Here is a 13,242-nt window from a genome sequence, read left to right on the forward strand (position 1 = left end):
ACGCGCTAAATGTCTGATCGCCCGAACACGCCTCTGCTGGATCTTGTGAGCCGTCCTGCCGACCTCAAGCAGTTCTCGGACATGCAGTTGCATCAGGTGGCGCAGGAATTGCGGGCCGAGACGATTTCCGCCGTGTCCGTCACTGGCGGGCATCTGGGTGCGGGATTGGGCGTTGTGGAACTGACCACCGCGCTGCATGCAGTGTTCGACACACCCCGCGACAAGATTGTCTGGGATGTGGGGCACCAGTGCTATCCGCATAAGATCCTGACCGAACGACGTGATCGCATTCGAACGTTGCGCATGAAAGATGGCCTCAGCGGATTCACCAAACGCAGCGAGAGCCCCTATGACCCCTTTGGGGCTGCGCATAGCTCAACCTCGATCAGTGCAGCGCTTGGTTTTGCGGTTGCGCGCGATCTGGGCGGCGTCACGCCCGAAGGGCTGGGCGATGCGATTGCGGTGATCGGCGATGGCTCGATGTCGGCGGGTATGGCCTTTGAGGCGATGAACAATGCGGGCCACCTGAAAAAGCGCCTGATCGTGATTCTGAACGACAATGAGATGAGTATCGCGCCGCCCGTTGGCGCGCTGTCCAACTACCTATCGCGCATCTATGCCGAGGAACCGTTTCACGATCTGAAAGCCGCCGCCAAGGGTGCGGTGTCGCTGCTGCCCGAGCCGTTCCGCGAAGGAGCCAAGCGCGCCAAGGAGATGCTGAAAGGCATGGCCGTTGGCGGCACTTTGTTTGAAGAGCTTGGCTTTTCCTATCTCGGTCCAATCGACGGGCATGATCTGGACCAATTGCTGCCGGTGCTCCGCACGGTCAAAGCGCGTGCGACGGGTCCGATCCTTATTCATGTTCTGACCAAGAAGGGCAAAGGCTACGCCCCCGCCGAGCAAGCCCGGGACAAGGGCCACGCCACCGCCAAGTTCGATGTGGTGACAGGTGAGCAGAAAAAGGCGCCATCGAACGCGCCGTCCTACACCTCGGTCTTTGGCAAGACGCTGGTGGAAGAGGCCGCACGCGATGACAAGATCGTGGCTGTCACGGCGGCGATGCCGGACGGCACCGGGTTGAACCTGTTTGCGGAACGCTACCCCTCGCGCTGCTTTGATGTGGCGATTGCGGAACAGCACGGGGTGACCTTTTCCGCCGCGCTGGCGGCAGGCGGGATGAAACCCTTCTGCGCGATCTATTCGACTTTCTTACAGCGCGGATACGATCAGGTGGTGCATGATGTGGCGATCCAGCGCCTACCTGTCCGCTTTGCCATCGACCGCGCCGGGCTGGTCGGTGCCGATGGCGCGACCCATGCGGGGTCCTTTGACATTGCCTACTTGTCAAACCTGCCAGGTATGGTTGTCATGGCCGCCGCAGATGAGGCGGAACTGATGCATATGGTGGCCACCGCAGTCGCACATGACGAAGGCCCCATCGCGTTCCGATATCCACGTGGCGAAGGTGTGGGCGTTGACCTGCCCGAACGCGGAGAGGTGCTGGAGATCGGCAAAGGCCGCATGATCCAGGAAGGCGCGCGCGTGGCATTGCTCTCCTTTGGCACACGCCTCGCAGAGGTGCAGAAAGCCGCCGAGTCGCTGGCCGCGCGGGGGATCACACCCACCATCGCAGATGCCCGTTTCGCTAAGCCACTGGATCGCGATCTGATTCTGGGTCTGGCGGAAACGCACGAGGCGCTGATCACTATTGAAGAAGGCGCTGTGGGCGGGTTCGGCAGCCACGTAGCGCAATTGTTGGCGGATGAAGGGGTGTTTGATCGGGGCCTGAAATACCGATCAATGGTTTTGCCCGACATCTTTGTCGATCAGGCCAGCCCGGCTGACATGTATGCCGTGGCGGGTATGAATGCCGAGCATATCGAGGCGAAAGTCTTGGATGTTCTAGGCGTCGCATCGATCGGTGAAAAACGCGCGTAAGCGCTAAGCTGAGCTTGGTTGCAACGCTCGCAGGCTTATCTGCGACCGTCAATTCCATCGTTTTGCTTCTCATGGAGCACGCTATGAAAAAGAGCTTTGGTTTCCGACTGGTCCAGACCCCCATCGAAACGCTCGTCATCAGATGAGTCCGGAGCAAGATTTCCCGGTATGGAAATACGGACTGATTTGTTTTCCAACCATTGGTTCAGAAGCGACTTAATCGACATCTTTAAACTCCAGCGCGTGTATTTCTTAATCAATGAGGTCGCTGCGGGTCGTTTCCGAACCGTGAGGGGGAAGTGGCTCAAGGAAATTTTGTGAGTGAGCGGAACCCGCAGCGACACGGCGCATCTACGAGTTTTATTTGACCGTGGAAGGTATGGAATTCCGCCAGTTTTTGCGTTTGTTGACCGGTCAGTCAAAATTTTCGTTCGCAAGCTTACGTTTACGTCAACTTTCTAACCAAGCGGTCTTAGATCTGGACGTTGCGTCACATTCGTTCGATCGCTTCTGTGAGTACTTTAGTGCCAGTTTTTTGGTGCCGCTGAAGGGACTCGAACCCCCGACCCCATCATTACGAATGACGTGCTCTACCAGCTGAGCTACAGCGGCACCTATGGTCGCCCTGACAGGATACGCCCGGGTGCGGAGCGTCATTTAGACCGTCATGATCGGGCCCGCAAGTCCAGATGCATATGCATGGGAAATCAGCGGGCACCTCGGTTTATGAAAGTTCTGTAAAAAGGTCGAACTTGGATTGATCGGCCAACATTATTTCGATAATTCATGAAATATGATAGAAAGAATCACGGATCAGCTGGCCATTCTGGGCCACCCACAACGCATCACCGTGTTTCGCATGTTAATGCGTCGGTTTCCTGACACCGTGCCGGCAGGTGAGCTGGCATCTGAGCTGGATATTAAGCCCAGCACCATGTCGAACTATCTGAACGCGCTGCAACGGTGCGGGTTGGTGACACAGCAACGTTCTGGCACGTCGCTGCTCTACTCCATCGACATGAAGAATGTGCAGGGGATGCTGGATTTCCTGATCGTCGATTGCTGCCGAGGGCGGCCCGATCTCTGTATGCCTTCAACAAAAGGAAAAGGCGAAATGACTGACCGCAAGTTCAACGTTCTGTTTCTGTGCGTGGGAAACTCTGCGCGCTCGATCTTTGCTGAATCGCTGTTGCGCCAGATGGGTGGAGATCGGTTCACCGTCTATTCCGCAGGAACGCAACCCGCGTCCGAGCTGAACCCATTTGCCGTGCAGGTCTTGCACGATAAGGGTCACGATACCTCGGTCCTGCGTTCAAAGCATATGTCCGAGTTCGCCACGGCTGAGGCACCACAGATGGATTTTGTCTTTACCGTCTGTAACAGGGCAGCGAACGAGGAATGCCCCGCCTGGGAGGGCCAACCGATCAGCGGCCATTGGGGCATGGAAGACCCAGTCAAAGCAACCGGAACAGATGCCGAGAAAAGCCTAGCTTTCCAAACAGCCTATGGCGCGCTGAAGCACCGGATCGAGGCGTTCACCTCTTTGCCGGTCGAAAGCCTTGACCGGATCGCCCTACAATCTGCTGTCGATGAAATCGGCAGAACCTCTGTCGGAGACTAAAATGACCACATATGCTGTGAATGGCTTGGGCCGGATAGGAAAACTGGCCCTGAAACCGCTGTTGGAAAAAGGCGCCAAGATCGCCTGGATCAACGACGCGGTCGGAGATGCCGAGATGCACGCGCATCTGTTGGAATTCGACACCGTCCATGGCCGCTGGGATGCCAATTTCGAGCATGATGAAGACAGCGTCACCATCAACGGCACCCGGCTGCCCTTCATCGGCACCAAGGACCTGAGCGCCCTGCCCTTGGATGGCGTCGATGTAGTGATTGATTGCACTGGCGTGTTCAAAACCGAGGCCAAGCTTGCCCCCTATTTCGAGGTGGGCGTGAAGAAGGTTGTTGTCTCGGCTCCGGTCAAGGACGGCCCGACTGCCAATATCGTGATGGGTGTGAATGACGACATCTACGATCCGGCGGCTCATCAGATCGTGACAGCGGCTTCCTGCACCACGAACTGTCTGGCCCCGGTGGTCAAAGTGATCCACGAGAATCTGGGTATCCGCCACGGCTCGACGACCACGATCCATGACGTGACCAACACGCAGACCATCGTGGATCGTCCCGCCAAGGATCTGCGCCGGGCGCGCTCGGCCCTGAACTCACTGATCCCGACCACAACCGGCTCGGCCACGGCGATCACGCTGATCTACCCTGAACTCAAGGGGCGTCTGAACGGCCATGCGGTGCGGGTGCCGCTGTTGAACGCGTCGCTGACCGACTGCGTGTTCGAGGTTGAGCGTGAAACCACTGTCGAAGAGGTCAACGCCTTCTTCAAAGCCGCCGCCGAAGGAGAATTGAATGGCATTCTGGGCTATGAGACCCGTCCGCTGGTGTCAACCGACTACACCAATGACGAACGCTCTTCGATCGTTGATGCGCCGTCGACCATGGTGGTGAACGGGACACAGGTGAAAATCTATGCCTGGTATGACAACGAGATGGGCTATGCCCACCGCCTGGTCGATGTGGCGCTGATGGTTGGGGCCTCGCTGTGACCGATCGGCCCGAGGGGCTGTCGGCCTATATCGCGGTCACGGCGGCCTATTGGGCCTTTATGCTGACCGACGGAGCCTTGCGGATGCTGGTGCTATTGCACTTTCACACGCTGGGTTTCTCGCCGGTGCAGCTCGCCTACCTGTTTGTCCTCTATGAAATCGCCGGGATGGTGACGAACCTTGCAGCGGGCTGGATCGCGGCGCGGTTTGGCTTGACCTCGACGCTCTATGCCGGGCTTGGGTTGCAGGTGGTGGCGCTGCTCGCGTTGACGCAACTAGACCCTAATTGGGCGATTGGCGCATCTGTGGCCTTCGTCATGATCGTGCAAGGCGCAAGCGGAGTGGCCAAGGATCTGGCCAAGATGTCCTCGAAATCCGCGGTGAAACTGCTGGCCCCGACCGAGGGCGGCGGGCTGTTTCGCTGGGTGGCGGTGCTGACCGGATCAAAGAACGCCGTCAAAGGGCTAGGCTTCTTGTTGGGCGCGGCGATGCTGGCAACGCTGGGCTTTCAGGCGGCGATCATCGTGATGGCAGTCGTTCTGGCGGTGATCCTGTTCGCCGTCATCCGCTTCATGCCCTCCGGCCTGCCCAAAGGGCGCAAGGGCGCGAAGTTCTCTGAGGTCTTTTCGAAATCTGCCAACGTCAACTGGCTGTCCGCCGCGCGGGTCTTTCTTTTCGGTGCCCGCGACGTGTGGTTCGTGGTCGGCATCCCGATCTATTTCTACGCCGTCCTCTCGGATGGTACGGAAGAGGGCAACCGGGCCGCCTTTTTCATGATCGGCACCTTTATGGCGTTCTGGATCATCCTCTACGGCGTCATTCAGGCCAACGCGCCCAAAATCCTGCGGGCCTCAGACCGGTCCGAGGGGGATTTGATCCGCGCCGCGCGCAGCTGGGCCGCCATGCTTTTCTGCGTACCTGCGGCTCTAACACTGGCAGTTTTGCTGTCTTCCGGGCCGGAGACATGGCTGACAATCACTTTGGTCGTAGGCCTTCTGGTGTTTGGGGCAATCTTTGCCGTCAACTCATCCCTGCATTCCTATCTGATCCTCGCCTTCACCAAGTCCGAACGGGTCACGATGGATGTGGGCTTCTACTACATGGCCAACGCGACGGGGCGCCTTTTGGGCACCGTCCTGTCCGGCTTTACCTATCAGGTCGGCGGCCTGCCCCTTGTGCTGGGCACAGCGGCTGTCATGGTGGCCCTTGCAGCGCTCACTTCGGGCAAGCTGACCTACCAAACAACTGAGGCATATTCATGAGCATCTTCGAGCGCTATCTGACCATCTGGGTCGCCCTCGCCATGGTCGGCGGCGTGCTGATCGGACTGGCAGCACCCGGTCTGGTCGGGTTGGTCGCCTCAGCCGAATTCGCAAGCGTCAACCTGGTTGTCGCCGTTCTGATCTGGGCAATGGTCTACCCGATGATGGTTGGCGTGGATTTCCGAGCGGTCGCCGGTGTCGCACGCCAACCAAAAGGCCTGATTGTGACGCTGGTGGTCAACTGGCTGATCAAACCTTTCACCATGGCCCTCCTGGCCGTTCTGTTCTTTGACTATGTCTTTGCGCCATGGATCGAACCCGAGGATGCCGCACAATACACCGCAGGCTTGATCCTGCTGGGCGCAGCGCCTTGTACCGCGATGGTCTTCGTCTGGTCACAGCTGACCAAGGGCGATGCGACCTATACGCTGGTGCAGGTCTCAGTGAACGATCTGATCATGGTGGTGGCCTTCGCACCGATCGTAGCCTTTCTGCTTGGTGTGACCGACATATCTGTCCCATGGCAGACATTGGTTCTGGCAACTGTCCTTTATGTCGTTCTGCCACTGATCGCTGGGTTGCTCACACGCCGGAAGCTGGGATCAAAAGACGCAATCGACACGTTTTCTGCGCGCGTTAAACCATGGTCCATCATGGGCCTAATCGCTACCGTGGTCATCCTGTTTGGCCTTCAGGGCCAGACGATCCTGTCCAAGCCCATGGTCATCGTCCTGATCGCCATACCGATCCTAATTCAAAGCTACGGCATCTTTGCGCTGGCCTACGGCGCGGCCTATGCTCTGAAAGTCCCCCACCGCATCGCGGCACCCTGTGCCATGATCGGCACATCCAACTTCTTCGAACTAGCCGTCGCAGTGGCCATCAGCCTATTTGGTCTGAGCTCGGGCGCTGCATTGGCAACGGTCGTTGGTGTCCTTGTAGAAGTCCCGGTGATGCTGTCACTGGTCGCCTTCGCCAACCGGACCCGCGACAGGTTTGCTGAGCCTGTTGTGCAGTAACAATGGCGACCCCGGCAGGATTCGAACCTGCAACCTGCCCCTTAGGAGGGGGCTGCTCTATCCAGTTGAGCCACGGGGCCGCTTGGGGCCTTCTGTAACCGGGAATTTCGGGGTTGTCATTGCCTTTGCACAATTGTTGTACACGTCGACCTGTTCACGCTACCATCGGGCAAAACAACAACGCAGGTGCCTCTCGTGAACACTGAAACCAAACGCCCGCTGACCCTTCGAGATGTATCCGAGGCTTCGGGGGTCTCAGAGATGACGGTCAGTCGGGTCCTGCGCAATCGTGGGGATGTTTCCGATGCCACCCGCACCCGTGTTCTGGCCGCCGCAAAAGAGCTGGGATATGTCCCCAACAAAATCGCGGGCGCGCTGGCGTCCAGCCGGGTTAACCTGGTGGCGGTAATCATCCCGTCGCTGTCGAACATGGTGTTCCCCGAAGTGCTGACCGGCGTCAATCAAGTCCTGGAAGACACCGAATTGCAACCCGTCGTTGGCGTCACCGACTACCTGCCCGAGAAAGAAGAGAAGGTGCTGTACGAGATGCTCTCGTGGCGGCCTTCGGGTGTGATCATAGCGGGGCTGGAGCATACCGAGGCAGCACGCGCCATGCTGGATTCATCTGGCATTCCGGTGGTCGAGATCATGGACACCGACGGCAAACCGGTGGATGCGATGGTCGGAATTTCCCATCGTCGCGCGGGCCGCGAGATGGCGCAGGCGATCCTGAAAGCGGGCTATGAACATATCGGTTTCATGGGCACCAAGATGCCGTTGGACCATCGCGCGCGAAAGCGGTTTGAAGGCTTCACCGAAGTGCTCGGCAAGAAAGGGATCGAGATCGAGGATCGGGAATTCTATTCCGGCGGTTCAGCGCTCGCCAAGGGCCGCGAGATGACACAGACCATGTTGGAACGCTCACCCGATTTGGATTTTCTTTATTATTCCAACGACATGATCGGGGCAGGTGGTCTGTTGTATCTACTGGAGCAGGGCATCGATATTCCCGGACAGATCGGTCTGGCCGGGTTCAACAATGTAGAACTGTTGCAGGGTCTGCCGCGTAAACTGGCAACGATGGACGCCTGCCGATTGGAGATTGGCCGACAAGCGGCCGAAATCATCGCGGAACGGCTCAAGGACCCGGAGTCGGAGATTGAGACCCGCGTGACTCTGACCCCCAAGATCAGCTTTGGCGATACGCTGAAACGGCGCTAGGCCGATGGCACTGCGGCAACTGGACAACCGCACAGCGCGGGCGATTTTTATGGATCGTCATGCGCTGGCCGAGCCGCCTGCGGGACCTTCCAAAGGAGCAGACCTGTTGGAGCTAATCCAGCGGCTGGGCTTTGTTCAACTCGACAGTATCAACACCGTCGCCCGCGCCCATGACATGATCTTGTTCTCGCGCAGGCCCAGCTATCGCAGCGGGAATCTGAAACGCCTCTATGAACACGATCGGGCGTTGTTTGAACATTGGACCCATGACGCCGCTGTCATCCCGATGGAGTATTACCGTCATTGGCATCTGCGGTTTCTGCGTGATGCTGATCTGTTGAAGTCGCGGTGGAAGAATTGGCGCCGGGATGGGTTCGAACAGCAGTTCGAGACGGTGCTGAACCATATCCGAGATCATGGTGCGGTGTCCTCATCCGATGTCGGGAAGGGCGAAAAGAAAGGGTCCGGCGGGTGGTGGGATTGGCATCCCTCCAAGACGGCGCTTGAGTTTCTGTGGCGCTCCGGCGCGCTGACCGTGGTCGGGCGCGACGGGTTTCAAAAACGCTATGACCTGACGGAGCGGGTGATCGAGACGCATCTGTGCCCCGGTCAACACCCATGTGACGCTGAGGCGACCGTCGATTGGCTTTGCAATGCCGCGCTGGACCGGCTTGGCTTCGCCACATCAGGTGAGATCGCTGCGTTCTGGGATACTGTCAGCCCGACGGAGGCCAAAGATTGGTGCGCGAAAGCTCTGCAATCGGGAGCCTTGGAGGAAATCGAGATTGCCTGTGTTGACGGGCGAACGCGCAATCTTTTTGCACGACCCGATCTGACCGATGATTTGGCGGACCTACCCCAACCAACCGGGCGCATCCGCGTGCTCAGCCCGTTTGATCCGATGCTACGTGACCGGAACCGGGCCGAGCGGCTGTTTGGTTTTCACTACCGGATCGAGGTTTTTGTGCCTGAGGCGAAACGGACCTATGGCTACTACGTGTTCCCATTACTTGAGGGTGACAAGCTGCTTGGGCGGATCGATATGAAAGCGCATCGGGATGCGGGCGAACTGCGCGTGCGTGCCCTTTGGCCGGAACGCACCATCCGATGGTCTGACGCGCGCACCCGCCGCCTAGAGGCCGAATTGGATCGGGTTCGCAGATTTACGGACCTGGATCGCGTTAGCTTTGTACAAGATTGGCTGAAAGAGCCAAAATAGACCCTATTCCGCGTTGCTCAGGGTCAACCGAAGCGGTGCAAGCCCGTTAATGCCACCTTCGATCATATCCCCCGCAACTACGGGCCCGACGCCGGCAGGCGTTCCTGTCAGGATCAGGTCTCCGGGACGCAGGTGATAGTAACCGGACAAATGGCATATGATCTCATCAATCTTCCAGATCAGCTCTTGCAGGCTTGCATCCTGACGGAGTTCGGAATTGACACTCAAATGAATACGCTTGCTGTCGTCCGGAGCCCACTCAGCCGCACGGGTCAGCGGTGCAAAAACCGTTCCATTCTCTAAATCCTTGCCCAAATCCCAAGGGCGCTGTTTGTTGCGTTCACGGATTTGCAGATCGCGGCGCGTCATATCCAGCGCACAACCATAGGCATAAACCGCATCCCAGGCCTGAGCGCTGGTCGCTTTGAACACCGATCTACCAATGGCAACGGCCAATTCCATTTCGTGATGGAAATTCTCGGTGCCCGGCGGATATGGCACGGTCGCGCCGGTCAGAATGGCGTTCGACGCGGATTTGGTGAAATAGAATGGCGCTTCACGATCCACCTCATGCCCCATCTCGGCTGCATGGGCAGCATAGTTGCGACCAACGCAGAAAATCCGACCAACCGGATACCGGGCCGTTTCACCCTGCACTGGGATGCCAAGGATATCCGGAATCGGGAACAAATGGTCGGTCATGATGGGCCCTCATGGATGTTTGCGCGCATCTTAATTCACAAGACCAATCCCGCAACCCGCAGAAATCCGCCGGTTTTTACCCTGCTCTCTCTGTAAATTCGGCACGGAACTGCCCAATTTTGACAATTTGGAAACGAATTGTTTCCCGAATCCCGAGGAATCGGTTTTAGATATACACATCGGATGCGCTTTTTGACCCCCGGCGCAGTTCGATACCTGCGATGGGCCCCAGAATCTGCACATCGCCATTTGACGAAAAGTGCTTGGATACCATCCTGTTCGCCCCAGAACGCTGGTTGCCAAAGTAATGAACCAATCTATTTGGCTCTGCGCGATCTGGTGCAGAGCGCTTTATCAACCGCCAGAACCGGATCGTTGGAATGCCGGACAAACAGCACGATCAAAGCGACGAAAAGAAACCACTTGCGGACCAGACAGCAAGTCGGCAAACGAGCATGACCGCTTCGGAGCACACGCAAAGGTTTAGGTCCATCCCCCTGGATCCTAAGCCTCGGTAACGAACCAATTTTCGGTTCTGCACGTCTTCGAAGCACGGGCCAGGCACATATCCAGTCCGGGTCTGGCCAAACCCCGTCGGAGAGTTCCCCCTACCATCTCCGACGGGGTCATAAACCTAAGGCCGGACCAGATCTTAGCTTTCCAGATCATTGAGTTCATTGAGAAGATCCAGCAGCATTTCATGCTTGTCGGGGCCAAGCTGGCTGCGCACCCGTTTGGCCTGTTCCACACTCACGGCCAAATTAGCGTGAATGATCTGAACACCCGCATCACTGATTTCGACAATCTGACGACGACCATCCTGAGGATGGCGGCGGCGCAAGATCAGGTTTTTCTGCTCTAGCGTTTGCAGAATACGGGTCAGGCTGGGCAACAGCAGGCAGGCGCGTTCAGCAATATGCGTCGGCTCTTGCGGCCCTTCTTCGTTCAAGACACGCAACACCCGCCATTGTTGTTCGGTGACACCGGCATCCACCAACAGCGCACGAATTGGCCCCATCACCTTTTCCCGCGCCCGCAACAGCGCGATGGGTAAAGATCTTGAAGTTAACGGTAAATCATCGGCCATGTTTAACCTTACCACGGTATTGGCGGATCGGCGCTTGCCGAGTTCCAGCCAAGGTCTGCGGCAATGCCTCGGGAATGCGATTGCTTGAAATCTCAAGCGGTTTTTTTCCAAAAGCTATGGATATTGACCGAGACTGCATGACAGAATGTAGCAGAATCTCAAGAGTCTCATACAGGACAGCGCAAAATGCCCGCCCCAAAGAACACGTTCAAACAGGCTCTGGCACAGGGCCAACGGCAGATCGGCTGCTGGATGAGCTTTGCCGAACCCACCACTGCCGAAGTTATGGGAACCACAGGGTTCGACTGGCTGGTCATCGATGGAGAGCACGCGCCCAATGATATCCGGTCGATCCGGGATCAGCTGGTTGCCCTGGCCAACAGCCCGTCTCATCCCGTCGTCCGCGTACCGGTGGGTGAGACCTGGCTGATCAAGATGGTTCTGGATGCGGGTGCGCAGACCATTCTAGTGCCAATTGTAGAAAGCGCAGAACAGGCACAAGAGCTGGTCCGTGCTTGCCGTTATCCACCCGAGGGTGCACGCGGTGTTGGCGCGACATCCGCGCGGGCGACGATGTATGGATCAACCCAAGACTACATACAGTCCGCCGATCAGGAAATCTGCCTATTGGTGCAAGTAGAAAACCGCGCTGGTATGGCTGCGCTGGACGAAATTTTACAGGTCGACGGGATTGATGGGGTCTTTATCGGACCCGCTGATCTGTCGACCGATATGGGCTATCAAGGCAACAGTGCCGCGCCCGAAGTGCGCACAACCATTGCCGACGCGATGAAACGGATCAGGGCCGCAGGCAAAGCGCCGGGGATTCTGGGCACCAATGATGAGGCAACCCAAGTCTATCTGGACATGGATCCACTGTTCCTGGCGGTTGGCATAGATGTCATGCTTCTGGCCAACGCAGCGCGCGCACTGTCGGCGCGATGGAAGTCCGGCTAGCACTAGCCCCGCATCAAAGCCGCCGCCTGCGCATACCCGCCGGATGCACCATCAACGAAATGAACGTGATCATCCCGCGTGGCGGCGGGCACAAAGCAGGTCATCATCGCCTCATCCTGTGCATGCAGGCCATATCTGATTTTGCCGCGACCGCGCGCCTCTTCCAGCATATGTTCGATCTGATCCAGCGTGGCATCGTCGCAATCCAGCGTCATCTTCAGCCCATCGTCAAACTTGCGGAAATCGGCATTGCGGCTGACCATCCGCTTATAATGCTCGGGCTCGAACTGACCCATACGCTTATTGGTCCAGAACAGGATCGCAATCAGTAGGTTCTGCCCCAGCAACACAAGCTTTTGGAGCAACAGGCTGCGGCCGGTTCGCGATACATGCGCATCCAGATCAACACCCGGTGGCGGCCATGTCATGGGTGGTCCGTTTTCAGGCACTGGGTGACCCGCGCGGTCCAACCCGTCCGACGCACGCAAGACCGATTGCGCCAGATCGGCAAAGTCACGCTCGGTCGCCTGCGACGTGGGCTGCACAACAACCGAAACGATGCGCCCATGCTGCGCCGGGCTGTTGGACCAGCGACAGGACAGACCAGTCAGATCTGGCTGGCTACCCGGCTCGGCCAGCGGCACCTGATGCTCTCCGGCCTTCATCTGTGCCTCGGCCCAGGCCAAACCACCGCCCGAGAACATGGCATAGTCCACCCCGTTCGATGGCGCATACCGGGCCACGCGCAAATCCTTTCCCGCCTGACGCAGCTCTGCCACGGGCACCAACGCCGCCCGCAGCGGCATTGAAAACTCTTCCTCAGCCCAGCGCCGTAGCGCGGCAAGCGTCTGGCGGGCCTGATCGGCGGCACTGGGCGGCACGGCAAGCCCGGCACCGTCTCCACCAAAGACATAAGGAAACAGTTTGCCATCCATCGTGTTGATCATGCCCGAGATCACAGCCGCGCCCACCATGTTCACGGTCTTGTAGCGTCCGCGCGCAATCTCTCCGGTCGAGTCGACGATATCGGCAACGCCCAGAACCCATTCATCCGGGACAGCCGCAAACGAGGACGGATCCGCCAGCTGATTGAAATCGCGCAGCAGCGGCAGGTTTTCGTAAAATGCAGAATGGAGGTCTTTCATGGTCCCCCTCAGATTGAATTGAATGGTCAGATAGCTCAAACGTGATCAATGTCTGTTACCTGCAACATTCT

At 57.9% G+C, this 13,242-nt stretch carries 11 protein-coding genes and 2 tRNA genes; 8 read left to right on the forward strand and 5 right to left on the reverse strand.

Features of this window, described 5'->3' with window-relative positions; all coding sequences use genetic code 11:
* The first annotated feature begins 9 nt into the window (after positions 1-9).
* Entirely contained in the window at positions 10-1,938 is a 1,929-nt protein-coding gene (dxs, locus tag ACR0JX_RS09775; RefSeq protein ID WP_480543541.1) for a 1-deoxy-D-xylulose-5-phosphate synthase, read from the forward strand.
* A 536-nt stretch (positions 1,939-2,474) separates the two neighbouring features.
* Here dxs and ACR0JX_RS09780 read toward each other — a convergent pair.
* A tRNA-Thr gene (locus ACR0JX_RS09780) sits at positions 2,475-2,550 on the reverse strand.
* Positions 2,551-2,731: 181 nt separating this feature from the next.
* Here ACR0JX_RS09780 and ACR0JX_RS09785 point away from each other — a divergent pair.
* From ACR0JX_RS09785 to arsB, 4 genes are read left to right on the forward strand one after another with little or no spacing between them, the layout of a single operon-like run.
* Positions 2,732-3,559 (forward strand): arsenate reductase/protein-tyrosine-phosphatase family protein, encoded by an 828-nt coding sequence (locus ACR0JX_RS09785; protein ID WP_480543543.1) that lies wholly within the window; start codon positions 2,732-2,734, stop codon positions 3,557-3,559.
* Position 3,560: 1 nt separating this feature from the next.
* The gene (locus ACR0JX_RS09790; protein ID WP_480543545.1) at positions 3,561-4,559 is read left to right on the forward strand and encodes an ArsJ-associated glyceraldehyde-3-phosphate dehydrogenase; all 999 of its coding nucleotides are present in this window, start codon (positions 3,561-3,563) and stop codon (positions 4,557-4,559) included.
* Positions 4,556-5,821 (forward strand): organoarsenical effux MFS transporter ArsJ, encoded by a 1,266-nt coding sequence (arsJ, locus tag ACR0JX_RS09795; protein WP_480543546.1) that lies wholly within the window; start codon positions 4,556-4,558, stop codon positions 5,819-5,821. Before ACR0JX_RS09790 ends, arsJ begins: the two co-directional genes overlap by 4 nt.
* On the forward strand, positions 5,818-6,840 hold the full coding sequence (arsB, locus tag ACR0JX_RS09800) for an ACR3 family arsenite efflux transporter (RefSeq protein WP_480543548.1): 1,023 nt from the start codon (positions 5,818-5,820) through the stop codon (positions 6,838-6,840). Before arsJ ends, arsB begins: the two co-directional genes overlap by 4 nt.
* 3 nt (positions 6,841-6,843) lie before the next feature.
* On the opposite strand, the gene ACR0JX_RS09805 is transcribed toward arsB, so the two are convergent.
* Positions 6,844-6,920 (reverse strand) — tRNA-Arg (locus ACR0JX_RS09805).
* A gap of 115 nt (positions 6,921-7,035) precedes the next feature.
* Here ACR0JX_RS09805 and ACR0JX_RS09810 point away from each other — a divergent pair.
* Both ACR0JX_RS09810 and ACR0JX_RS09815 read left to right on the forward strand, forming a co-directional pair.
* The gene (locus ACR0JX_RS09810) at positions 7,036-8,061 is read left to right on the forward strand and encodes a LacI family DNA-binding transcriptional regulator (protein WP_480543550.1); all 1,026 of its coding nucleotides are present in this window, start codon (positions 7,036-7,038) and stop codon (positions 8,059-8,061) included.
* A gap of 4 nt (positions 8,062-8,065) precedes the next feature.
* Positions 8,066-9,280, forward strand: a complete 1,215-nt coding sequence (locus ACR0JX_RS09815) for a winged helix-turn-helix domain-containing protein (RefSeq protein WP_480543552.1) — start codon at positions 8,066-8,068, stop codon at positions 9,278-9,280.
* Positions 9,281-9,283: 3 nt separating this feature from the next.
* Here ACR0JX_RS09815 and ACR0JX_RS09820 read toward each other — a convergent pair whose 3' ends face one another.
* A complete protein-coding gene (locus ACR0JX_RS09820) occupies positions 9,284-9,982 on the reverse strand; it encodes a fumarylacetoacetate hydrolase family protein (RefSeq protein ID WP_480543554.1) in 699 nt (232 codons plus the stop codon).
* A gap of 652 nt (positions 9,983-10,634) precedes the next feature.
* Positions 10,635-11,069 (reverse strand): homoprotocatechuate degradation operon regulator HpaR, encoded by a 435-nt coding sequence (gene hpaR, locus ACR0JX_RS09825; RefSeq protein ID WP_480543556.1) that lies wholly within the window; start codon positions 11,067-11,069, stop codon positions 10,635-10,637.
* 186 nt (positions 11,070-11,255) lie between these two features.
* Here hpaR and ACR0JX_RS09830 point away from each other — a divergent pair, with 186 nt between their 5' ends.
* A complete protein-coding gene (locus ACR0JX_RS09830) occupies positions 11,256-12,026 on the forward strand; it encodes an aldolase/citrate lyase family protein (RefSeq protein ID WP_480543558.1) in 771 nt (256 codons plus the stop codon).
* A 2-nt stretch (positions 12,027-12,028) separates the two neighbouring features.
* Here ACR0JX_RS09830 and ACR0JX_RS09835 read toward each other — a convergent pair whose 3' ends face one another.
* On the reverse strand, positions 12,029-13,171 hold the full coding sequence (locus tag ACR0JX_RS09835; RefSeq protein ID WP_480543560.1) for a DUF3095 domain-containing protein: 1,143 nt from the start codon (positions 13,169-13,171) through the stop codon (positions 12,029-12,031).
* Positions 13,172-13,242: the final 71 nt, after the last annotated feature.

Source organism: Ruegeria sp. AH7 (genome assembly GCF_056541325.1).

Coding starts and splice junctions, on each gene's coding strand:
- ACR0JX_RS09790 (WP_480543545.1), top strand. CDS start 3,561: ATGACCACATATGCTGTGAATGGCTTGGGCCGGATAGGAAAACTGGCC.
- arsB (WP_480543548.1), top strand. CDS start 5,818: ATGAGCATCTTCGAGCGCTATCTGACCATCTGGGTCGCCCTCGCCATG.
- ACR0JX_RS09815 (WP_480543552.1), top strand. CDS start 8,066: ATGGCACTGCGGCAACTGGACAACCGCACAGCGCGGGCGATTTTTATG.
- dxs (WP_480543541.1), top strand. CDS start 10: ATGTCTGATCGCCCGAACACGCCTCTGCTGGATCTTGTGAGCCGTCCT.
- ACR0JX_RS09820 (WP_480543554.1), bottom strand. CDS start 9,982: ATGACCGACCATTTGTTCCCGATTCCGGATATCCTTGGCATCCCAGTG.
- ACR0JX_RS09785 (WP_480543543.1), top strand. CDS start 2,732: ATGATAGAAAGAATCACGGATCAGCTGGCCATTCTGGGCCACCCACAA.
- hpaR (WP_480543556.1), bottom strand. CDS start 11,069: ATGGCCGATGATTTACCGTTAACTTCAAGATCTTTACCCATCGCGCTG.
- ACR0JX_RS09830 (WP_480543558.1), top strand. CDS start 11,256: ATGCCCGCCCCAAAGAACACGTTCAAACAGGCTCTGGCACAGGGCCAA.
- ACR0JX_RS09835 (WP_480543560.1), bottom strand. CDS start 13,171: ATGAAAGACCTCCATTCTGCATTTTACGAAAACCTGCCGCTGCTGCGC.